The sequence below is a fragment of the Halomonas sp. A29 genome, from assembly GCF_046723295.1.
Classification (GTDB): domain Bacteria; phylum Pseudomonadota; class Gammaproteobacteria; order Pseudomonadales; family Halomonadaceae; genus Halomonas.
This window is the reverse complement of sequence record NZ_JAXQPR010000012.1, coordinates 61630-82378: the sequence shown is the minus strand read 5'-3', so window position 1 is coordinate 82378 and position 20749 is coordinate 61630. Positions and strand designations below refer to the sequence as shown.

Annotated in this window: 20 protein-coding genes; 4 read left to right on the top strand and 16 right to left on the bottom strand. The window is 62.8% G+C overall.

Going from position 1 to position 20749, the window contains the following annotated elements:
- The first annotated feature begins 20 nt into the window (after positions 1 to 20).
- From SPH52_RS19945 to SPH52_RS19935, 3 genes are all read left to right on the top strand, one after another.
- Positions 21 to 1268, top strand: coding sequence for a ribonucleotide-diphosphate reductase subunit beta (locus SPH52_RS19945; RefSeq protein ID WP_411796787.1), 1248 nt, complete (start codon positions 21 to 23; stop codon positions 1266 to 1268).
- A gap of 300 nt (positions 1269 to 1568) precedes the next feature.
- Complete coding sequence (locus tag SPH52_RS19940; protein ID WP_411796786.1) at positions 1569 to 1898, top strand: hypothetical protein; 330 nt, start codon at positions 1569 to 1571, stop codon at positions 1896 to 1898.
- 259 nt (positions 1899 to 2157) lie between these two features.
- Complete coding sequence (locus SPH52_RS19935) at positions 2158 to 3801, top strand: alpha/beta hydrolase (RefSeq protein ID WP_411796785.1); 1644 nt, start codon at positions 2158 to 2160, stop codon at positions 3799 to 3801.
- A gap of 20 nt (positions 3802 to 3821) precedes the next feature.
- On the opposite strand, the gene SPH52_RS19930 is transcribed toward SPH52_RS19935, so the two are convergent.
- Positions 3822 to 5066 carry a cation:proton antiporter gene (locus SPH52_RS19930; RefSeq protein WP_411796784.1) on the bottom strand — a complete coding sequence of 415 codons (1245 nt, stop codon included), beginning with the start codon at positions 5064 to 5066 and terminating at the stop codon, positions 3822 to 3824.
- A 148-nt stretch (positions 5067 to 5214) separates the two neighbouring features.
- Here SPH52_RS19930 and SPH52_RS19925 point away from each other — a divergent pair, with 148 nt between their 5' ends.
- Positions 5215 to 5337: a hypothetical protein gene (locus SPH52_RS19925; protein WP_411796783.1), complete on the top strand. Its 123-nt coding sequence runs from the start codon at positions 5215 to 5217 to the stop codon at positions 5335 to 5337.
- Between the two features lie 25 nt (positions 5338 to 5362).
- On the opposite strand, the gene SPH52_RS19920 is transcribed toward SPH52_RS19925, so the two are convergent.
- From SPH52_RS19920 to cgtA, 15 genes are all read right to left on the bottom strand, one after another.
- The gene (locus tag SPH52_RS19920) at positions 5363 to 6526 is read right to left on the bottom strand and encodes a PilX N-terminal domain-containing pilus assembly protein (RefSeq protein WP_411796782.1); all 1164 of its coding nucleotides are present in this window, start codon (positions 6524 to 6526) and stop codon (positions 5363 to 5365) included.
- A gap of 147 nt (positions 6527 to 6673) precedes the next feature.
- Entirely contained in the window at positions 6674 to 7933 is a 1260-nt protein-coding gene (locus tag SPH52_RS19915; RefSeq protein ID WP_411796781.1) for a PilX N-terminal domain-containing pilus assembly protein, read from the bottom strand.
- 27 nt (positions 7934 to 7960) lie between these two features.
- Positions 7961 to 8548 carry a PilW family protein gene (locus SPH52_RS19910; protein ID WP_411796780.1) on the bottom strand — a complete coding sequence of 196 codons (588 nt, stop codon included), beginning with the start codon at positions 8546 to 8548 and terminating at the stop codon, positions 7961 to 7963.
- Positions 8545 to 8940, bottom strand: coding sequence for a type IV pilus modification protein PilV (gene pilV / locus SPH52_RS19905; RefSeq protein WP_411796779.1), 396 nt, complete (start codon positions 8938 to 8940; stop codon positions 8545 to 8547). The genes SPH52_RS19910 and pilV overlap by 4 nt, the downstream gene beginning before the upstream one ends.
- Positions 8941 to 8948: 8 nt before the next feature.
- Positions 8949 to 9383, bottom strand: coding sequence for a GspH/FimT family pseudopilin (locus SPH52_RS19900; protein ID WP_411796778.1), 435 nt, complete (start codon positions 9381 to 9383; stop codon positions 8949 to 8951).
- Positions 9384 to 9389: 6 nt separating this feature from the next.
- A complete protein-coding gene (locus SPH52_RS19895) occupies positions 9390 to 9803 on the bottom strand; it encodes a type IV pilin protein (protein WP_411796777.1) in 414 nt (137 codons plus the stop codon).
- A gap of 165 nt (positions 9804 to 9968) precedes the next feature.
- Entirely contained in the window at positions 9969 to 10931 is a 963-nt protein-coding gene (gene ispH / locus SPH52_RS19890) for a 4-hydroxy-3-methylbut-2-enyl diphosphate reductase (RefSeq protein WP_411796776.1), read from the bottom strand.
- Between the two features lie 109 nt (positions 10932 to 11040).
- Complete coding sequence (gene fkpB, locus SPH52_RS19885; protein ID WP_411796775.1) at positions 11041 to 11487, bottom strand: FKBP-type peptidyl-prolyl cis-trans isomerase; 447 nt, start codon at positions 11485 to 11487, stop codon at positions 11041 to 11043.
- A 70-nt stretch (positions 11488 to 11557) separates the two neighbouring features.
- Positions 11558 to 12088, bottom strand: a complete 531-nt coding sequence (lspA, locus tag SPH52_RS19880; RefSeq protein WP_411796806.1) for a signal peptidase II — start codon at positions 12086 to 12088, stop codon at positions 11558 to 11560.
- The gene (gene ileS, locus SPH52_RS19875) at positions 12081 to 14924 is read right to left on the bottom strand and encodes an isoleucine--tRNA ligase (RefSeq protein WP_411796774.1); all 2844 of its coding nucleotides are present in this window, start codon (positions 14922 to 14924) and stop codon (positions 12081 to 12083) included. Before ileS ends, lspA begins: the two co-directional genes overlap by 8 nt.
- A 10-nt stretch (positions 14925 to 14934) precedes the next feature.
- Positions 14935 to 15996 (bottom strand): bifunctional riboflavin kinase/FAD synthetase, encoded by a 1062-nt coding sequence (ribF, locus tag SPH52_RS19870; protein ID WP_411796773.1) that lies wholly within the window; start codon positions 15994 to 15996, stop codon positions 14935 to 14937.
- Positions 15997 to 16112: 116 nt separating this feature from the next.
- Positions 16113 to 17636, bottom strand: coding sequence for a murein biosynthesis integral membrane protein MurJ (gene murJ, locus SPH52_RS19865; RefSeq protein WP_411796805.1), 1524 nt, complete (start codon positions 17634 to 17636; stop codon positions 16113 to 16115).
- Between the two features lie 239 nt (positions 17637 to 17875).
- Positions 17876 to 18142, bottom strand: a complete 267-nt coding sequence (gene rpsT / locus SPH52_RS19860; RefSeq protein WP_149328134.1) for a 30S ribosomal protein S20 — start codon at positions 18140 to 18142, stop codon at positions 17876 to 17878.
- Between the two features lie 197 nt (positions 18143 to 18339).
- Complete coding sequence (gene proB / locus SPH52_RS19855; protein ID WP_411796772.1) at positions 18340 to 19476, bottom strand: glutamate 5-kinase; 1137 nt, start codon at positions 19474 to 19476, stop codon at positions 18340 to 18342.
- Between the two features lie 53 nt (positions 19477 to 19529).
- Positions 19530 to 20720: an Obg family GTPase CgtA gene (gene cgtA, locus SPH52_RS19850; RefSeq protein ID WP_411796771.1), complete on the bottom strand. Its 1191-nt coding sequence runs from the start codon at positions 20718 to 20720 to the stop codon at positions 19530 to 19532.
- Positions 20721 to 20749: the final 29 nt, after the last annotated feature.

Below are 20749 nucleotides of genomic sequence, written 5' to 3'. Positions count from 1 at the left end.
CGGACATGAAGGAAGCTGAAATGCTGAACTGGGACGAATTCCACGAGGACGAAACACCCGTCGCCGAGCAGCCGGCCAAGGCCGCGCCGGCACCCGCCAACAAGCCGCAGCCCGAGCCTGCCTCGCACGGCGAGGTGAAAGAGAGCGGCGGCAGCTACAAGGTGGCCGACAGCGACCGCCTGGCGCGGGCTCGCAAGTCGCTGGAGGAGCTCGATGTCGCCGCCGGCCTCGAGGAGCTCGAGATGGGCGCGGCGCGCATCCAGGTCGACGACAAGCAGATGATCAACGCCCGCGCCGACCTCAATCAGCTGGTGCCCTTCAAGTACGAGTGGGCGTGGCAGAAGTACCTGGATGGCAGCGCCAATCACTGGATGCCCCAGGAAGTGAACATGAACGCCGACATCGCGCTGTGGAAGAGCCAGGACGGCCTCACCGCGGACGAGCGGCGCATCGTCGAGCGCAGCCTGGGCTACTTCTCCACCGCCGACTCGCTGGTGGCCAACAACCTGGTGCTGGCACTCTACCGCCTGATCACCAACCCCGAGTGCCGCCAATACCTGCTGCGCCAGGCCTTCGAGGAAGCGATCCACACCCACGCCTATCAGTACTGCGTGGAGTCGCTGAGCATGGACGAAGGCGAGGTCTTCAACATGTACCGCGAAGTACCGTCGGTAGCCGCCAAGTCCGCCTGGAGCCTCAAGCACACCCAGTCGCTGGCGCGCCCGGACTTCAATACCGGCACCCCCGAGACCGACCAGGAACTGCTGCGCAACCTGGTGGCGTTCTACTGCGTCACCGAAGGCATCTTCTTCTACTGCGGTTTCAGCCAGATCCTCTCCATGGGCCGCCGCAACAAGATGACCGGCGTCGCCGAGCAGTTCCAGTACATCCTGCGCGACGAGTCGATGCACCTCAACTTCGGCGTCGACATGATCAACCAGATCAAGATCGAGAACCCGCACCTGTGGACGCCCGCGTTCCAGGACGAGGTCACCCAGATGATCCTCGAGGGCACCGAGCTGGAGATCGCCTACGCCCGCGACACCATGCCCCGCGGCGTGCTGGGCATGAATGCAGCGATCATGGAGGAGTACCTGCACTTCATCTGCAACCGCCGCCTGGCCCAGATCGGCCTCAAGGAGCAATTCCCCGGCGCGCAGAACCCCTTCCCGTGGATGAGCGAGATCATCGATCTGCGCAAGGAGAAGAACTTCTTCGAGACCCGCGTCACCGAGTATCAAGTGGGTGGCGCACTCACCTGGGATTGATCCTGGGCAACAAGCCCCACTCCCCGTTGAGTGGGGCGCTTATCAAGCAGGAAAAGGAGTCGAAGGTCTTCATGTAGCAAGTACCCCGGTAGCCAACCAAGAGGTGCGTCATGTCCAGAAAAAGCGTTCTCGTGAAACCACATCGTCGCTCTACCCCTTCCCGACCCGCCAGGTCTTCTCCCATGCCTGGACCCAAGACGGTAACCGTCAAGCCTCATCGCCGCTCGCCGCCGAAATGAGCCCTACCCTCCGGCAAAACCTGGCTGCGACCTTCAACGATTTCGAAGTGAGGTAAACGTCATGGGAAGTCTCTACGCAAACGACGACGCTCGGCTCAGCGCAACACACGCCCCCAAGGATTCGCAGGCGTGGCAGCACGCGCTGGACCTTGCCCTGGCCGCCCACAACAGTGAAGACGCCTTGGCCCGCTACCCACATGTGGCCTTCGCTTTCCCATCTTCAGCGCCCAACCCCTACAGCCGCGAGTACCCGCTGCTCGATTACCGTGAACTCAAGGAGTGGGCGAGTTCGCGGGGCTGGCGGGTCCGTCCCGCTCCCGAGCGCGCCCCGGCGGGAGAAAAGTACAGCCCCCCAGTACGCTTCACGCGCTTGCCGAGTCGTTATCATTGAGGAAGCACGCTCTCTACTGTTTCTTGCTCGACCGTTTCATGCTCGCCTGTTCCTGGCCGCGCTGCCGTTCCCATTGGTGGCGACAGCGCGGATCATCGAACTGAGCTGGGTTACGCCATGGAAGGTGGAACGGCTTGCGCTGGCGGCTTGTCTGATCCAGCGTGACGCAGCCAGGTCATTGTCGTAACGACCGCCTCCCCCTACCCTCGGGTCAGTAGACTGTTTATCCCAGCCATCGACCTTTGCCTTGACTAGCCTCATGCACCCGAGAATCCGTAAAGCTCTCAAGCACTTCTCCACAGCAGGTCTCTTGCTCGGCACACTGCTGTTCGCCTTTTCGCTCACCCCCAGCCTGCTGCCGCGCCCCACCTATGCCCAAGGCATCGTCTCGGGGCTCTCCTTTTCCGCCGGGTATGCGCTGGGCTTCATCGCTCACTGGCTGTGGGACTACTTGCATCTGCCTCGCCCCCGCTCACGCACCGAGCGGGTCATCAAGCTGACCGCTGCCGGCATTTGTGCAGTCATTGCCATGGTCTTCCTGTGGCAGGCTTCGACATGGCAGAACGGCATTCGCGCCCTGATGAACCTGGAGGAGGTCAGCGGCATACGTCCGATCAGTATCGCCCTGATCGCCATGGCGGTATTTGCCTTGCTCTGGTTGCTGGTGCGGCTGTTCCGGCTCACGTTCCGCTTTCTCGCACGCAAGATGCGACGCTTCGTACCGCACCGGGTCTCCAACCTGCTGGGCGTGATCGCTGCGGCAGCGCTGTTCTGGTCGATCATCGACGGCGTCATCTTCACCCTGGCCCTGCGCGCTGCCGACAACTCTTTCCAGCAGCTCGACGAGTTGATACTCGACGAGCTGACGCCGCCCTCCGACCCGATGAAGACCGGCAGTGAGCACTCGCTGATCAGTTGGGAGGCGCTCGGCGGGCGCGGCCGACGCTTCGTCACCCAGGGCCCCTCGGCTGAGAGCATCGGGGCTTTTCTCGGCGAGGAAGCCATGGAGCCGATCCGTGTCTATGCCGGCCTGAGCGCCGCCGATACGCCCGTAGAGCGGGCCCAACTGGTCCTGCGGGAACTCAGGCGGGTAGGTGCCTTCGAGCGCTCCGTGCTGCTATTGGCCACTCCTACCGGGCGCGGCTGGGTCGACCCGGGGGCACAGAATACGGTGGAGTACCTGCATCGTGGCGATATCGCCACGGCGACCATGCAGTACTCCTACCTGCCCAGCCACCTGGCCCTGATCGTAGAGGGCGAGTACGGCGCCGAGAATGCCCGCGCCCTGTTCACCACCGTCTACGATTACTGGACCCGCCTTCCCGAGGACGAACGCCCACGGCTCTACCTGCACGGGCTCAGCCTCGGCTCGCTCAACTCAGACCTCTCGTTCGACTTCTATGACATCATCGACGACCCCTTCCACGGCGCGCTGTGGAGCGGCCCGCCGTTTCGCAATGAGACCTGGCGCACGGTGACTCGCGAGCGTGACCGTGGTACGCCGGCCTGGCTGCCCGCCTTCCGCAACGGAGCGGTGGTGCGCTTCATGAACCAATATCAGGGGCTGGATGCGCCTGAAGGCGACTGGGGCGACTTCCGTATCGCCTACCTGCAGTACGGCAGCGACCCGATCACCTTCTTCGAGCCGCGGATTCTCTATCGCGAACCGGAATGGATGCGCGAGCCACGCGCCCCGGACGTGCTCGCGGAGCTGCGCTGGTATCCGGTGGTGACTATGTTGCAGCTGCTCGGCGACCTCGCGGTGGGCCGGGCACCACCCGGCTATGGCCATACCATTGCTGCCGAACACTACCTCGACGCCTGGGTCGCACTGACGGAACCGGATGGCTGGAGCGAGGCCGAGCTCGAGCGGCTACGCCAGCGCTTTCGCCAGATCCGCTAGCCGGGCCAGACTGGGAAGAGTTAGTGCCCGGGCTCCTTTCCCTGCTTGCGTTGCCAGCGCCCATAGCGGTAGGCAAACGGTGCCGCAGTGATGCCGTGGGCAATCATCGAAGCCACCACGATCAGGGTACCGGCCGTCCAGGCCAGATCGTAGCCGGTTCGGCTCGAAACCAGCGTGGCATAGTAGAGCGCTGAAACCCCAATCGGGCCGAACCAGCCCATGATCAAGGTGATCGGCCAGTCGCGCAGTGCCGGCAACCAGGGCCGCAGCAGCAAGATCACCGGCAAGCGCCGCAGCAGCAGCACCAGCATGGCCAGCAGCAGCCCTTCCAGACCCAGTGCCCACCATTCGGCCCAAGGCGCGATCAGGCCGAACAGGATGAAGATCGGCATCGTCAGCAAGATGTTGACCGCCTCCTGGACGTTGTCCTCCTCGCTGCGGTCCTTGCCGCCGACCTCCTGGTCGAAGGCCAGCCCGGCGGCAAACACGCCCAGTATGCTGTTGGTGCCGAGCAACTCGCCCAGCCCGAGCACCAGCACCGTAAGTGCCAAGGTGATGGAGAGGAATGACGGCTGATCGAGGAAGCCGCGCTCCTCCGACCACTGCAGGGCCCGCCCTGTCGCCCAGCCGAGTGCAATGCCGATGAGTACGGCCCCGCCAATCTCCCACAGCCAGACCTTGCCGAACCAGTCCAGCCAGGCATCGCTGGCAGGTAGGCTCAACAGCAGGATCGGCAGCAATACCAGGGGATAAGCCAAGCCATCGTTGGCACCGGACTCGCTCGAGAGCAGGTGCCGATAGCCCTCAGGAAGATTCTCCTTGGCCACCCCGCCGGTGACTATCGCAGACGCCACGACTGGGTCAGTGGCGCAGATGGTACCGCCGACCAGCAATGCTATCAGCAGCGGCAAGCCCATGATCCAGTGTGTCAGCAGCGAGCTGATCAGGAACATGGCCGGCATGGCGATGCCCAGCAACATCAGCAGCGACCGCCAATGCACGAAGGGATAGCTGGGTGGCAACCGCAATGCGATGCCCATCAGGCTGATGCCGAGCGTCAGTCGTGCCGTCTCCTCGAGCAGTCGCTTGCCATCACCCCAGGCCATCGGATCGAGCGCGCTCAATCCGTGTGGTCCCAACGCCACACCGAGCAGGAAAGCGAACAGGGGAGCCGAGAGCCAGGAGCGGTCCAGCGGGCGCGACAACAGCCCCACGGCCAGCACCAGCCCTCCCACGACCGCCAGCGCGATGTCCAGCTGCTCCATGCCGACTCCTTACGCTCCCTGCCAAGCTACTCACAACCTAGGCGAGAGCAAATCAGGCGTAAACCATGCCGCCACCTCAGCCGGCATTGCACAATACGTCCCGCCCGCCTAAAGTAGTTTCAAAATCAACCAAATTGGAAGCCAGTGGATGGACGACAAACAACGCAAGAGCGTCATCAGACGTATTTACGTCCCCACCCATGTTCGCCGGCTCCCCGGCGGCGAGAAGGTGATCGTCCCCGGCCACTATCGCAAGCCGGCCGAGCAGTGACATCGGGCCTCTCACCGAGGCCCTCTCAACGCCAAGAGACGATGCGCGGCTCCGTCTCGATATAGGCATCTCGGTTGGTCACACGATTGATGCTGGTAAACCGGATCCCGCCGCTGCTCTGGATATAGCTCCCAGCCACGATGGAGCCGTGCAACCGGGACGTGCCGCTCTGGCTGACGTGGCCGCCGGCCCAGAAGACGCCATAGTTGTCGGTGCTGCCCGAGAAGTTGATGTTGCCACCGGCTACCACGAACAGGCCGATCTCCGCCGCGCCGGGGCCAGAGGTGGTGGTGGAACCGCTCATGGAGACATCACCCGTGGCCACCAGGGTGAGCTGCTTGCCCTCCACGCTGCCGCTTCCCACCGACAGGTTGCCCTCGCAGAAGACCGTCGAACCGTGGGGCAATGTATTGAGGTTGATATTGCAGCTGCGGATCACGCCGGGCCTGTTACGGTACTCGTCGTAAATGGTGGGATCATAGCGTTTGTAGCAATAATCTGGCGGAGAGGCTCCTGTGCACTGAGACATGTTTTCGCCAGTTGGACGCGTGCCCGGCAGGGGCACTTCCACCTTGCGGTCGGCCCCCGACGTGATGTAACCCCGCTGGTTGGCAGGCACGCTGATACTGACGAGGCCGTTGGCATGTACCACGTTGGAGTTGATGCTGCCGTCCTCGTTGAGCGCCGGGGTCAGCGTGGAGTTGCCGGTTACCGTGATATGGCCTGCACTCAGCAGTCCACGGGTGAACGAGGGGTTGGGGATCTCCCGGAATTCCACCCGAGCCACCACCGGCAAACTGCTGGCGACGACCTGGTTGCCGCCGGTGACCGCCCCCATGCCGACCACATAGTAGCTCCCTCCTTCCCTCACATAGCGGTAGCGACAACGCACGTTTCCTTGGCAAGGGCCGGCCTGGCTAATGCCGGAAAATGTTGCCCAGTTGGTGCTCTCGAGCGCATCAAGACCTATCGACGCACTGAAGTGTCCCGCCGTCAGGTTTTCCCCTCCCTCGCCCCAGGCAGCCGATACGGCATGTTCGGCCCCCATCTGGGCCTCCGTGGCCGCCCGGTAATTACCGGCCAGACGCTCATCGACCAAGGCAGACTGGTAGCCCGACAGCCCCAGCATCAAGCTGAGGGTCAATAGTGACAGGACGACGACAAGTGCGGCACCGTGCTGCTGGTGCATGAATGCCTCCCTGGCGAGAACTGCGCGCAAACCACGGAAAGGCCTATGGCCCTTTATTTGCGCACGCTTGTTCTTCCAAGGTAGAGCACCCGAAAAAAACGAATTGAAAATTAATGATGCTAAACGTATCCGAATGGAAACTAAAATTTAAACATCAACGACTTCACGCCAAGCGGATAAATCCCGCTCTAGCGACCCCGATTTTCGCGTACTGTCGTTATTGGAATTCCAGTAATTTCTTGCTCCCTCGCCCAAGATATCAAAGGCAGTTGAAAGAGCTTCTGCGTCGTAAATATAATCAGCCCCCCCGCCACCGCTGATGCTTATTGAGGTCTCGAAAAACTCCAGCCCGTTCTCTCCCATCCCCATGGGAGCGGAAATGATCGAACCGTTGAAACCACCCTGGCCAGCGGATGAGCCACCTCCGCTAACCGTGTAGGTACCCAGCACGATAATCAACCCGGAATAGCTGGGCGTGCCGGAGAAACTCGCATCTCCTCGAATCACCAGTGTCCCAGCGCCGGAAAAATTGCCGCTGCCATTGAAATTGCCATCATAGAAAGCCAGCTTTTCACTTCCCTTGCTACCGAAGTCCACGCCATTGGCACCTTGCGCATAGTAGCCTCCTCCTGCACAGCCGGAGGCTTGCCCTTTGGCACATGCCTCGAGCAGGTCAACAAATTGCTTGAAATCGGCCGCACTCTCGAGAATGGACTCGCTCATACCATATTCGACCCCGCCGACATAATTACTCTCCCGCCCTTCGATCATCTCGTTTATCTTGTTCCTATCCGATTGATCGCGAACCGTTATGGCAGGATTATAGACTCCATCGACCAGCTCCTCTCCCACGAACTCCGATTGTGAAGAAGGTGGCCTGAAGCAATAGCTTGGCGCATTACCATTCTGTCCCGAGTAGCACATGTCATTATTGTTTTCTGGCCGTTTTATGCTTCCAGGAATGGTGATGGGAGAGAGCCCCAGGAATCCTACCCCGAGCTCAAAGGCACCCACAACAACAGCGCGACTGGAAACGATATTTTCTCCCGAGTAGACGTTTCCCGTGCTAACCAGATTGTAGTATCCCCCACTGCCACATATGGAAAGGTTGTATCTCGAGCTTGTTTGGTAATCCTCTTCGCCATAGGTAATTCTATTGGAAAGCCCCACACCACAGGCCGTCACACTGGACATCGAAAATACATTGCTGCTGATGGCTTCCTGGAGCTTTTCATGTGCTACCGATGCTCCTGCCTCAGCTGCCATTTGCGCCATGACCGAAGAGCGATAATTGCCGGCCAAACGCTCATCCACTTGCGACGACTGCATGCCGGAAAGCCCCAGCATAAGCGACATCGCCAGCATGGAGAGAACCACCACGAGTGCTGCCCCGCGCTGCTGCTTCATGCTCCCCCCACGCCCCTTAAGGCATAATCAATCAATGGCCTGGTTTCGGTTGACAGCCCGAAACTCAAACTCATCCGTCGCACCATCCCGGCTTGCCATGAGCGTAAATTCCGTCACCCAAACACCATCATCAATTTCTTCAGCAAAAAAACCACCTTCATCGAATGAGGTTACTAGTGGCTCAAAGTCGGACCCAGTGGGCATGGAATTGCAACCCTGCCCCATATTCAAGGACCAGCCTTCGTTGGCACTCACGATCGTGTCGCTAAGGCGATAAATGCGAATGATATTAACACCCGAACCGCAAGCAGCCATGTCTTGGTTGTTGGAAAACTGAACCGTCAGCTCACCAGTAGATGAGTTGAAATCGATGTCAGTGGCACGGCGAATGTCACGAATCAGCGTCTCTGTGGCAAAGGTCAAAGCCGCCTGCTTGTTGCTCAGCAGTTCGGTCTGGCGAAAGGTTTGGAAGCCCATCAGGAACAGCTGCCCAGCGCCAAGAATGATGATCAGACCGATCACCAGCGCCACCATCAGCTCTATCAGCGTGAAGCCAGCCTGGCGAGCCGAAGCGAGTCGATTGACCGACGCAGATTTGCAAAAATCGTCTTTCATAGCTCGGGTAACCGAAACTGGTAAACGAAAGCATCCCCACTTTCACCAATGGAGTAACGCGTCTCCTGCCACCGGATAGTAACGGTGTATTCACAGCCGGTATTGCCGAGAGTACTACCATTATTGGCGAGAATGTTGCCGAACCACTGTCCCGACCAATCACCCTGGATATCGCCGGCTGCCGGGCAGGCACCGTTATTCGCCAGTCTCGCCCAAGCCCTTTCCTGGGCATCGATCGCCGCCAGGCTGACCACCGCGCGCTGATACCCCATATGAGCACTCTGCAGCGCCCTGAGCTGCATCGCTGCCACACCGAGCAGGCCGATGGAGAGTACCAGCACGGCTATCAGCGCTTCGATTAGCGTAAAACCTGACTGAGCGTGACGTCTCATTGCACTCCTCAACTCGCGGGTTTGCCGATGCGTCCGGTAGTACTTACCTGCAGGTCCAGGCTGCCAGCGCCGGTATGATTGATTGTGATGTCACAGCCAGACGTGCAGCTCGCCCGCCGCCCCAGCGCATTGAAGGTAATACTCGTGTTCGTGATACTGACTTGCCCGCCCCGAGACGAACGAATGGCAATATCGCTGCTATCGGCCGTGGTGATCCGGTATTCCCAGGGACTGGACTCTGTCACGCGGAAGGTCACGCTTTCCCGACGCTTGATGGCTTCGCTTCTAGCCTGGTTGAGGCCGGCGAGCACCATGTTGTAGTCGCCTGACAACCGATTGCTCGCCATCATGTTCTGAAAGCCCGGCACAGCAATGGTGGCAACGATCGACATTACAGCGATCGTCACCAACAGCTCGATCAATGTGAAACCGGAGCTTTTCATATCGCGCTACCAACAATTCGCAGGGCTTCGCACCCCTTGGTGATTCAAGGTCAAGTCGCCGGCACAGCCATCGGGACCACGGCCACTGTTGAGTGACGCCGTAAGCGTATAGGTAGAGGCCGTGCTCGATAGACTAATGGCGTAATTTCCGTCAGGAGAAGCCGCAATGACGCTACAACCCGCATAGGAATTATTGACCGTGTAACAACGCTCGAGCTGGCCTGCCGCCTCCATGAGGCCCGACTGGGCATCCGTGCGCGTTGCCCGCTCCACATAGCCTCGATAGCTGGGCACGGCGATCGATGCCAGGATCGCGATCACGGCCACGGCGATCATCAGCTCGATCAAGGTGAAGCCGTGCTGCCGGCGCGATGCGTCATGCCGGGGGGGCTGTCGAGACGGGCGGGCGTAGATCGTCACACGGCGCTCCTCTGCTTTTTGTTACACTTGGTTTCAGTATGTATCATGACAACCGACCCTGCTAGATATGTCATGAAAAAAGCCGGGCTAGGCCCGGCGCTGGTCATCTCACGTATCGTGAGTCGCTCATACTGCAAGCATGGCCTTTCTGGTCCACGCCTGTCCTCAGAATAGCGAATCGCTGGCGATCACACGCTCGCGAAGCTCGCGAGGCATGGAGAAAGTGATCGTCTCTTCGCGGCCGGCCAGCTCTTCAGGTGGCTCGGCCCCAAGGCCTTGGAGCCGTTCGATCACGCCCTTGACCAACACTTCCGGTGCGCTCGCCCCTGCGGTAATGCCCACCGCGGCAACATTCTCGAGCCATGTGGGGTCGATCTGGCTGGCGTCATCGATCAGGTAGGCCGGGGTGCCGACCCGCTCGGCCAGCTCGCGCAGACGATTGGAGTTCGAGCTGTTGGGGCTACCCACCACCAGCAGCAGGTCGCAGCCGGCAGCCAGCTCGCGCACCGCATCCTGACGGTTCTGGGTGGCATAGCAGATGTCGTCCTTGCGCGGCCCCTCGATCTCGGGAAATTTCGCGCGCAGGGCATCGATCACCCGGGCGGTATCATCCATCGAGAGCGTGGTCTGTGTGACGAAGGCAAGCCGCGTCGGGTCTTTCACCTCGAGCCGCTCGACGTCTGCCTCGTCTTCGACCAGGTAGATATTCCCGCCGTGTGAGGTGTCGTAGCGTCCCATGGTGCCCTCCACCTCCGGATGACCTGCATGGCCGATCAGGATGCACTCCTGGCCGCGCTTGGCGTAGCGCAGCACTTCCATATGCACCTTGGTCACCAGCGGGCAGGTGGCGTCGAACACCTTGAGGCCGCGGCGCTCCGCGTCCTCCTGCACGGCGCGGGATACGCCATGGGCGGAAAAGATCACGATGACATCGTCGGGCACTTCGTTAAGCTCCTCGACGAAGATCGCGCCGCGTTCGCGTAGAGTATCGACCACGAAACGGTTGTGCACGACCTCATGGCGCACGTAGATGGGCGGCCCGAAGACGTCCAACGCACGGTTGACGATCTCGATGGCGCGATCGACACCGGCACAAAAACCACGGGGGTTGGCCAGTTTGATCTGCATCGGCTGGTTCTGTGTGGGCTGAGCCGGCGAGGATTGAGTCTGCGTGGTGTCAGGTAGCATGAGGGCCTTGCCTTGATGCGCGTGCATCTCTACGTGCGTTGAGTCCGGCTCAGTGAGTTTGAGCCGGCCTTACGTCGATCACCTCGACCTCGAAGGTCAGGGTACGCCCTGCGAGGGGATGGTTGAAGTCCACTTCCACGTTGCGCTCGTCGACGGCGGTGATAACTCCGGGCAGCTCTCCGCCAGAGGGGTCGGCAAACGACATCACCGTGCCCACTTCGGGTTCGATCTCCTCGAAGTCGTCGCGACTGAGCATCTGCACGTTCTGTGGGTTGTGCTGGCCGAAGCCATGCTCAGGGGTGATCTCGAAGCTGCCGCTGTCACCACCGGCCATACCCTTCAACGGATATTCGAACCCCGGCGGCAGGTTGCCGTCGCCCAGTTGGAAGGTGGCAGGCTGCTTTTCGCGGGTGGAGTCGACCACGGTGCCGTCCTCCAGCTTGAGGGTGAAGTGCAGTGTCACTTCCATGCCCTCGTCGATGCGTAATTCGCTCATCGTTGCTCTCGCTTGATCGATCTATGGTGCGCTTGTCGGGTCGGATCCTGCCAGCAGCATAGCAGGCGGATCAGCCGCGCCGCCGGGCCTGCTTGCGGCCTTCGAATACGGATTCCCAGATCAGCCCGATGGCTCCCAGGGTGATGCCGATATCGGCTACGTTGAAGGCCGGGTAGTACCAACCGGCGGCATGGAACGAGAGAAAGTCCACCACGTAGCCGTGCACCAGGCGATCGTAGAGATTGCCCAGGGCACCGCCAATGATCAGCGCCAGCGAGGCGCCAAGCAGCTTCTCGTCGGCCTTGAGGCGGCTCATCCAGATGGTAAGGCCGACACTGGCACCCACGGCGATGATGGCGAAGAACCAGCGCTGCCAGCCGGGATGCCCGGCCAGAAAGCTGAACGCCGCGCCGGTGTTGTGCAACAGCGTCAGGTTGAAGAACGGCAGCACCTCCACCGGCTGACCATAGCTCAGCACACTGGACATCAGCGCCTTGGTACCGAGGTCCAGCAGCACCACCGCGACGGTCAGCCACAGCCAGCGCAGCGGCTTGCTCATCGGCGGCACCGAAGTACCGTTGTCTCCCTGCTTGTTACGCATAGTGGCGAGTCTCACCGCTACCCTCCGGCAGGTTGCTGATGCAGCGGCCGCACAGGTCGGGATGCTCGGCATGGCTACCCACATCCTCGCGATGGTGCCAGCAGCGCTCGCACTTCTGGTGCGGGCTTGCCGCGACGACGACCTTCAGGCCCGCCAGCTCGGTGCTCTCGGCATCATCGACGTTCTGGCCCTCGGCCAGCGGCGCCAGCCGCACCTCGCTGGTCAGCATCACGAAGCGCAGCTCCTCGCCCAGCTTGGCCAGGATGGCATTGAGCTTGTCGTCGACATAGAGCGTCACCTCTGCGGCCAGGCTGCCCTTGATGGTCTTGGCGTTGCGAGCGTCTTCCAGGCACTTGTTGACCGCCTGCTTGACTTCGAGCACCTGCTCCCAGAACTCGCGGCCCATCTCGGCGTCCGGTGCCAGGGTTTCAAGCCCTTCGTAATAGCTCTCAAGCAGTACGCTCTCGCGACGGCTACCGGGGATGTGCTCGTAGATCTCCTCGGCGGTGAAGCTGAGGATAGGCGCCACCCAGCGCGAGAGCGCCTCGACCACTTGGTAGAGCGCGGTCTGGCAGCTGCGCCGGGGCAGGGAGTCGGCCTGGGTGGTGTACTGGCGATCCTTGATCACGTCGAGGTAGAAACCGCCAAGCTCACGCGAGCAGAAGGTGTGCACCTGCTGGTAGACGTCGAGGAAGCGATACTCCTCGAAGGCCTTCTCGATACGCGCCTGGAGCTGGGCGGCACGGTCCACCACCCACTGGTCCAGCGCCAGCATGTCGTCGAAGGCCACCGCATCGCGCTCAGGATCGAAGCCGTTGAGGTTGCTGAGCAGGAAGCGCGCGGTGTTACGAATGCGCCGATAGACGTCAGCGGTGCGCTTGAGGATCTCGTCGGAGACCGCCATCTCGCCCGAATAGTCGGTCGAGGCGACCCACAGGCGCAGGATGTCGGCGCCCAGCTTGTCCATGACCTCTTGAGGTGCCACCACGTTGCCCATCGACTTGGACATCTTGCGGCCCTGGGCGTCGACGGTGAAGCCGTGGGTGAGCAGGCCGCGGTACGGCGGGTGACCGTCGATGGCGCAGCCGGTCAGCAGCGAGGAGTGGAACCAGCCGCGGTGCTGGTCGGAGCCCTCCAGGTAGAGGTCGGCACGCGGGCCGCTCTCGTGGCCGTGAGGATGCGAGCCGCGCAGCACGTGGCGGTGGGTGGTGCCAGAGTCGAACCACACGTCGAGGGTGTCGGTGACCTTGTCGTAATCAGCCGCCTCGTCGCCCAGCAGCTCTGCCGGGTCGAGGCGGAACCAGGCATCGATGCCATCGCGCTCGACGCGCTTGGCGGCCTCCTCCATCAGCTCGACGGTGCGCGGGTGCAGCTCGCCCGTCGCCTTGTGCAGGAAGAACGGGATCGGCACGCCCCAGTTGCGCTGGCGCGAGATGCACCAGTCGGGACGGTTGGCAATCATGGCATGCAGCCGCGCCTGGCCCCAGGCCGGGGTGAAGTGGGTCGCCTGGATGCCCTCGAGCGCCCGCTCGCGCAGGGTACGACCGTCCTTGTCCTTGATATCCATGCCCACGAACCACTGCGCCGTGGCGCGGTAGATGACCGGCGTCTTGTGACGCCAGCAGTGCATGTAGCTGTGAGTGATCACCTTGTGCGCCAGCAACGCGTCGACTTCGCGCAGCTTGTCGACGATCTGCGGGTTGGCCTTCCAGATCATCTGGCCGCCGAAGAACGGCAGGTCGTCGGCGTAGACGCCGTTGCCCTGCACCGGACTCTTGATCTCCTCGAAGGCCATGCCGTGGGCACGACAGGTGACGAAGTCGTCGACGCCATAGGCCGGAGCGGAATGAACGATACCGGTGCTGCCCACTTCGGACTCGACGTAGTCGGCCAGATAGACCGGTGACAGGCGGTCGTAGAAGGGGTGGCGGAACTCGATCAGGTCGAGCGCCTCGCCCTTGGCGGTGGCAATCACCTCCCCGGAAAGCTCGTAGCGCTCCAGGCACGACTCGACCAGCTCCTCGGCCAGCACCAGCAGCCGCTCGCCGGTATCCACCAGAGCGTAGGTGAACTCGGGGTGCACGTTGAGCGCCTGGTTGGCCGGAACGGTCCAGGGCGTGGTGGTCCAGATCACGATGGCAGCAGGCTTGGGCAGCGCAGACAGGCCGAAGGCGGCCGCCAGCTTCGCTTCGTCGGCAGCCGGGAAAGCCACGTCGATGGCATCGGACTTCTTGTCCTGGTATTCCACCTCGGCCTCGGCCAGGGCCGAGCCGCAGTCGAAGCACCAGTTGACCGGCTTGAGTCCCTTGAACACGTAGCCCGCCGCTACCATGTCGGCCAGCGCACGGATCTCCCCTGCCTCGTTGGCGTAGTCCATGGTGCGGTAGGGCTTGTCCCAGTCGCCGATCACACCCAGGCGCACGAAGTCGGCAAGCTGAGTCTGGATCTGCTCGGCGGCGTACTCGCGGCACAGCCCGCGAGCCTGCTCGGGCTCGAGGTGCTTGCCATGGGTGGTCTCCACCTTGTGCTCGATGGGCAGGCCGTGGCAATCCCAGCCAGGCACGTAGGGCGCATCGAAGCCGGCCAGGTTTTTCGACTTGACGATGATGTCCTTGAGGATCTTGTTGACGGCGTGACCGATGTGGATGCTGCCGTTGGCATAAGGAGGGCCATCGTGCAGCACGAAGGTCTCGCGGCCGCGACGCTCCTCACGCAGGCGCTGATAGAGCTTCATGTCCTGCCACTGTGCCACCCGGCTGGGCTCGCGCTGGGGCAGGTTGCCACGCATGGGGAAATCGGTTTCGGGCAGGTTCAGTGTGTGCTTGTAGTCGCTCATATCCTGGGAATCAGCCGTCGTCTTGGTCGGCGGAACGTCCCGCCGAGGATTCGAAATTCACGGCTTCGCGCGCCAGCGGCGCCGATGCCAATGGAAGAGAGTCGTCTGCCAGGCCAAGCTCCCTGGCCGCAGGACATGGATCCGCGAAGAAACGGCGGGCACGAGCCTGATCGGCCTTGATTTGCTGCTTGAGCGCTTCGAAGTTGTCGAACTTCACCTCGCCGCGCAGCCTGGCGCAGGGAAACACCACCAGACGCTTGCCATAGAGATCGCCGTCGAAGTCGAACAGATGCACCTCCAGCACCGGCCGATCGCTGCCCATCGTGGGCCGCCAGCCAATATTGGCCACCCCATCGAAGCGCCGCCCATCGGGCAGTTCGGTCACTACCGCATAGACCCCGCGCAGCGCCAGCGGCAGATGTGGTAGTGGCAGGTTGGCAGTAGGCACACCGATGGTGCGTCCCAGCTTCTGGTCGGCGACCACTCGCCCACCGAGGCGGTAGGGGCGCCCCAGCATTCTTGCCGCCTGGGCGAAGTTGCCACTGGCCAGCAAGGTGCGCACTCGGGTACTCGAAACCCGCTCGTCATCGAGAGAGAAGGTCCGCGTATGCTCTACGCCAAAGCCCTCACGGCCACGCCGCTCCCCCTCTTCGGCCAGCAAAGTGAAATCGCCGCAGCGATCGCAACCGAAGCGGAAGTCGTCACCCACCACCAGGTGGCGTACGCCCAGCCCACCGACCAGCACGCGGTCGATGAACTCCACCGCGGTGAGGCTTCGCAGCCGCTCGTTGAACGGCAGGCAAAGCACGTAGTCGACGCCGCTCTCACCCAGCAAGCGCACCTTCTCGCGCAGCCGGGTCAGTCGCGGCGGTGCCTGGTCGCCAGCGAAGAACTCCCGCGGCTGGGGCTCGAACACCACCACCGTGACCGGCAGGCGCAGCTTCGAGGCCTGCTCGCGACACTGGTCGAGGATCGCCTGGTGACCGCGGTGCACGCCATCGAAATTGCCGATGGTGGCCACGCAGCCGCGATGCTCGTCGCGCAGATTGTGCAGTCCTCGAATGACTTCCATCTGGTCGTCAATATCCTGTCAGGGTTGAAACATGTAAAGGGCTCGATTATAGCGGACCTGGCTCCCCTTGACAGCCGGCGGCCCATGGTCGCAACGCCAAACGAGCGGAGCTGATCCTATCCTTTCATACGGAACTGCCGCGGCCTGACGCCCAGTGCTGCCAGCCAGGCGAAGTAGACCACAGCGCCGACCACCACCAGCAGCGACAGCCACCGTACCCGCGTCCACACGCCCCAGCCGAGCCACTGCTGCCAGTCCGGCGCCAGCCAGGCCAGCCCTACGCTCATTACCACGCAGCCGCCGATCAACTGCACCGCGTAACGCCCCCAACCGGGCTGGAATACCAGCACACCCTGCTTGTGGAGCAGCCAGCCCAGCAGGCCGGCGTTGAGGAATGCCGAGAGTGCCGTGGCCAGGGCCAAGCCGGCATGGGCCAGCGGCCAGATCAGGATCAGGTTGAACACCATGTTGGCGACCATGGCAATGATGCCCACCTTCACCGGCGTCTTGGTGTTCTGGCGGGCGAAGAAGCCAGGCGCCAGCACCTTGATCAGCATGAAGGCGACCAGGCCGAAGGCGTAGGCGCGCAGGCTCATGGCCGCCATGGCGATATCGTGCTCGGTCATGGCACCGTAGTGGAACAGCGAGATCAGCAGCGGCTCGGCGAGGATCGCCAGCGCCAGCGCCGCGGGCAAGCCCAGCAGCAGCACGGCGCGCACCGCCCAGTCGAGCATGGCGGCAAAGTGCTCCCCCGACTGCTCGGCGTGGCGCTTGGAGAGTGCCGGCAGGATCACCGTGCCAATGGCGATACCGAACACCCCCAGCGGCAGCTCGACCAGGCGGTCAGAATAGTAGAGCCAGGAGACGCTGCCAGGGGCGAGCAGTGAAGCCAGCACGGTGTCCAGCAGCAGGTTGATCTGTGACACCGAAACGCCGAACAGCGCCGGCGCCATCAGCACCAGAATACGCTTCACACCGCTGTGGGCGAAATTGGGCCAGGGTCGCGGCATCAGCCCCAGGCGCACCAGGAACGGCACCTGGAAGGCGAGCTGGGCGAAGCCGGCAATCAGCACGCCCCAGGCCAGCGCCATGGCCGGCTCGCTCATCAAGGGCGTGAGCAGCACGGCCGCGCCGATCAGCGAGAGATTGAGCAGCACCGGGGTAAAGGCCGGCACGGCAAAGCGGTTCCAGGTGTTGAGCACGCTGCCAGCAAAAGCAGTGAGCGAGACCAGCAGCAGGTAGGGGAAGGTCAGCCGCAACATGTCGGCGGTCAGTGCGAGCTTGGCCGGGTCGCGGCCGAACCCCGGAGCGAACACCCACACCAGCCAGGGTGCCGCGAGCATCGCCAGCGCGGTGATCAACGCCAGCACGGCGGTCAGGCTGCCGGCCACGGCATCGAGCATCTCGCGCACCTCGCGCTTGCTGCCGCGAGTAGCATACTCGGAAAGCACCGGCACGAAGGCCTGGTTGAAGGCGCCCTCGGCAAACAGGCGGCGCATGAAGTTGGGAATCTTGAAGGCGACGAAGAAGGCATCGGCACCACTGCCGGCACCGAACAGGGTCGCCACCACCACGTCGCGCACCAGCCCCATGACCCGCGACAGCATGGTCATGGCGCCCACCACCAGGCCGGAGCGCATCAGCCCACCGGCCTTGGGTGCAACGGCTCGATCGTCGTCGGCCACCTGGGGCGGGGCCGATTTTCCGGGCTCGGGCAACTGCTCGCGTTCCGTCACCTATCCCTTCCTCACCAGCTCGTCAAATGCGGGAGGCATCCCGCCTTCAGGCACAAAAAAACCGGCCTTGGCCGGTTTTTTCGAGGTCGCACTACGCTGGCATCGAATCGATGGGCGCTCGCGACGTCTCCAGGCGTCCGGCTTTACGCAGCCAGCGCCTTAATTCGCTTGTTCAGACGGCTCTTCAGGCGCGCGGCCTTCTTCTTGGAGAGCACGTCCTTGTCGGCGATACGGTCGATGACCGGCTGCGCCTTCTGGAACTCGGTCATCGCGGTGGCATGGTCGCCGCCATTGATCGCCTTGATGACGCGCTTCACGTAGGTACGCACCATGGCGCGCTGGCTCGCCTTCAGAACACGGCGGCCTTCGGCCTGACGGGCACGCTTGCGGGCTTGCTTGCTATTTGCCACTGACTATCTCCTGGAAAACTTTAACGCCGCCCAATCGAAGGCGGCATCGATAACAATTTGTCCGGCTTGGAAATTTCACTTTCCTGCCGGCCTGGCCATTTCGTCAACGCGAAGGTTGCCGACGGGCCGTGTCTGAGAGGATGGCGCATACTACCACAGGTACGCGGCGCCATGCTACAGGCCGCGCAAACACTGCGTCACAACACCACGAGGTTGTCGCGGTGGATCAGCTCCGGGGCTTCCATGTAGCCCAGGATCGCCTCGATCTGGTGGCTTGGCTGGCCGAGGAGTCGACGCGCCTCGTCGGCGCCATAGTTCACCAAACCCTTGGCGACTCGCTCGCCCTGCTCGTCGAGGCAAAGCACCATGTCGCCGCGCACGAAGTCGCCGGACAGCGCCTTGACCCCCACCGCCAGCAGGCTGGAGCCGCTGCTGCGCAGCACCTTCACCGCGCCGGCATCCAGCGTCAGGCTGCCGCGCACCTGCAACTGGCCGGCCAGCCAGCGTTTGCGCGCCGCGATCGGCGCCTCCTCCGGACACAGCAACGTGCCCAGACGCTCGCCCTGGGCCAGCCGGGTCAATACCTCGGGCTGGCGGCCGCTGGCGATGACCGTCACCGCACCGGAACGCGCGGCCAGGCGCGCTGCCTGCATCTTGGTGGTCATGCCACCGCGACCCAGCGCTCCGCCACCACCTGCCATCGCCGCCAGCGCCGGGTCGTCGGCGCGGCCTTCGCTGATCAGCGTCGCATCGGGGTTGTGACGCGGGTCGGCGTCGAACAACCCCTCCTGGTCGGTGAGAATTACCAGCGCCTCGGCTTCGAGCAGGTTGGCCACCAGCGCACCGAGCGTGTCGTTGTCGCCGAAACGGATCTCGTCGGTTACCACGGTGTCGTTCTCGTTGATCACCGGCACCACGCGCAGATCGACCAGGGTACGCAGCGCCGAACGGGCATTGAGATAGCGCTTGCGGTTGGAGAGATCGTCGTGGGTCAGCAGCACCTGAGCGGTAATCAGCCCATGGCGTGCAAAATGGTGCTCGTAGCACTGGGTCAAGCCGTTCTGACCCACCGCGGCGGCGGCCTGCAGCTCATGTACCGCCGACGGGCGCGCCTGCCAGCCCAACCGCACCATGCCGGCCGCCACGGCGCCCGACGACACCAGCACCACCTCGACACCTTGGCGATGCAGCGCCGCAATCTGGTCCACCCAGCCACCGATCGCCGCCTCGTCGAGGCCACGCCCATCGTTGGTCAGCAGCGCACTGCCGATCTTCACCACCACCCGGCGAGCGCCACGCAGCGCATCGCGACCCGGAACCCGCTCGTTGCTCACCTATTCACTCTCCAACAAGGCTGCAATTCCCGAACCTCGAGACATTGCGGGCCTCACTCTACGTATTCGACCTCGACGTCGTAATCATCATCGTCGAAGTCATCGTCGTCGTCCTGCTCACTGCGCTTGCGCCTACGACCCAGGCGCGCCTCGGTGCGCGCCACCGCCTCGGCTTCCATACGTTCGCGCATTTCGCGTTCGCGCTCGGCGGCCTCCTCGTCCTCGTTCTCGAGCAGACGCTGTTCGGTGAGCCAGCGATGCGCCGCCTGCACCAAGGCATCGGTGCCCTCGCCGCTGATGGCCGAGACACGAAATACCGGCCCTTCCCAGGCCAGCCCTTCAACGATCGCGGCCACCCGCACTTCGCGCTCCTCGTCCGGCACCAGGTCGAGCTTGTTGATCACCAGCCAACGCGGCCGCTCGGCCAGGGTCGGCGAGAACTGCTCGAGCTCAAGGGCGATGGCCTGCGCCGACTCGACCGGGTCGGATTCGTCGAAGGGCGCCACGTCGACCACGTGGAACAGCAAGCGGGTACGGGTCAGGTGCTTGAGAAAGCGCAACCCCAGCCCGGCGCCATCCGATGCCCCCTCGATCAACCCCGGCACGTCGGCCATCACGAAGTGCTCGTGCATGCCCAGCTTCACCACGCCGAGGTTGGGCACAAGGGTGGTAAAAGGATAATCGGCCACCTTGGGCTTGGCCGCCGAGACCGAGCGGATCAGGGTCGACTTGCCGGCGTTGGGCATGCCCAGCAGGCCCACATCGGCCATCACCTTCATCTCCAGGCGCAGGTTGCGGCGCTCGCCGTCGGTGCCTGGCGTGGTCTTGCGTGGCGCCCTATTGGTGGACGACTTGAAATGAATGTTGCCAAGCCCACGGCGGCCACCCTGAGCTACCAGCACCTGCTGACCGATCTCGGTGATGTCGGCGATCACCTCGAGGGTATCCTCGTCGATCACCGTGGTGCCCACCGGTACCTTGACCACCAGATCGTTGCCGGCCCGGCCGCTCATCTGCCGCCCTTGCCCGGGGCGGCCGCTCTCGGCCTGGTAGAAACGCTGGAACTTGAAGTCGATCAAAGTATTGAGGGCATCGTCACCGACCAGGTAGACACTGCCGCCATGCCCGCCGTCACCGCCATCAGGACCACCCCTGGGCACGTATTTTTCGCGGCGAAAACTCAGGCAGCCGTTACCGCCCCTGCCGGCTTCCACGATGATCGAGGCTTCGTCGACGAACTGCATGTGACACTCTCCCGACGGACTCTACCGTC

Bases quoted from the DNA above. Each gene is read 5' to 3' on its own strand.
- SPH52_RS19945 (WP_411796787.1), top strand. From the start codon at position 21: ATGCTGAACTGGGACGAATTCCACGAGGACGAAACACCCGTCGCCGAG.
- SPH52_RS19940 (WP_411796786.1), top strand. From the start codon at position 1,569: ATGGGAAGTCTCTACGCAAACGACGACGCTCGGCTCAGCGCAACACAC.
- SPH52_RS19935 (WP_411796785.1), top strand. From the start codon at position 2,158: ATGCACCCGAGAATCCGTAAAGCTCTCAAGCACTTCTCCACAGCAGGT.
- SPH52_RS19930 (WP_411796784.1), bottom strand. From the start codon at position 5,066: ATGGAGCAGCTGGACATCGCGCTGGCGGTCGTGGGAGGGCTGGTGCTG.
- SPH52_RS19925 (WP_411796783.1), top strand. From the start codon at position 5,215: ATGGACGACAAACAACGCAAGAGCGTCATCAGACGTATTTACGTCCCC.
- SPH52_RS19920 (WP_411796782.1), bottom strand. From the start codon at position 6,526: ATGCACCAGCAGCACGGTGCCGCACTTGTCGTCGTCCTGTCACTATTG.
- SPH52_RS19915 (WP_411796781.1), bottom strand. From the start codon at position 7,933: ATGAAGCAGCAGCGCGGGGCAGCACTCGTGGTGGTTCTCTCCATGCTG.
- SPH52_RS19910 (WP_411796780.1), bottom strand. From the start codon at position 8,548: ATGAAAGACGATTTTTGCAAATCTGCGTCGGTCAATCGACTCGCTTCG.
- pilV (WP_411796779.1), bottom strand. From the start codon at position 8,940: ATGAGACGTCACGCTCAGTCAGGTTTTACGCTAATCGAAGCGCTGATA.
- SPH52_RS19900 (WP_411796778.1), bottom strand. From the start codon at position 9,383: ATGAAAAGCTCCGGTTTCACATTGATCGAGCTGTTGGTGACGATCGCT.
- ispH (WP_411796776.1), bottom strand. From the start codon at position 10,931: ATGCAGATCAAACTGGCCAACCCCCGTGGTTTTTGTGCCGGTGTCGAT.
- fkpB (WP_411796775.1), bottom strand. From the start codon at position 11,487: ATGAGCGAATTACGCATCGACGAGGGCATGGAAGTGACACTGCACTTC.
- lspA (WP_411796806.1), bottom strand. From the start codon at position 12,088: ATGCGTAACAAGCAGGGAGACAACGGTACTTCGGTGCCGCCGATGAGC.
- ileS (WP_411796774.1), bottom strand. From the start codon at position 14,924: ATGAGCGACTACAAGCACACACTGAACCTGCCCGAAACCGATTTCCCC.
- ribF (WP_411796773.1), bottom strand. From the start codon at position 15,996: ATGGAAGTCATTCGAGGACTGCACAATCTGCGCGACGAGCATCGCGGC.
- murJ (WP_411796805.1), bottom strand. From the start codon at position 17,636: ATGCGCTCCGGCCTGGTGGTGGGCGCCATGACCATGCTGTCGCGGGTC.
- cgtA (WP_411796771.1), bottom strand. From the start codon at position 20,720: ATGCAGTTCGTCGACGAAGCCTCGATCATCGTGGAAGCCGGCAGGGGC.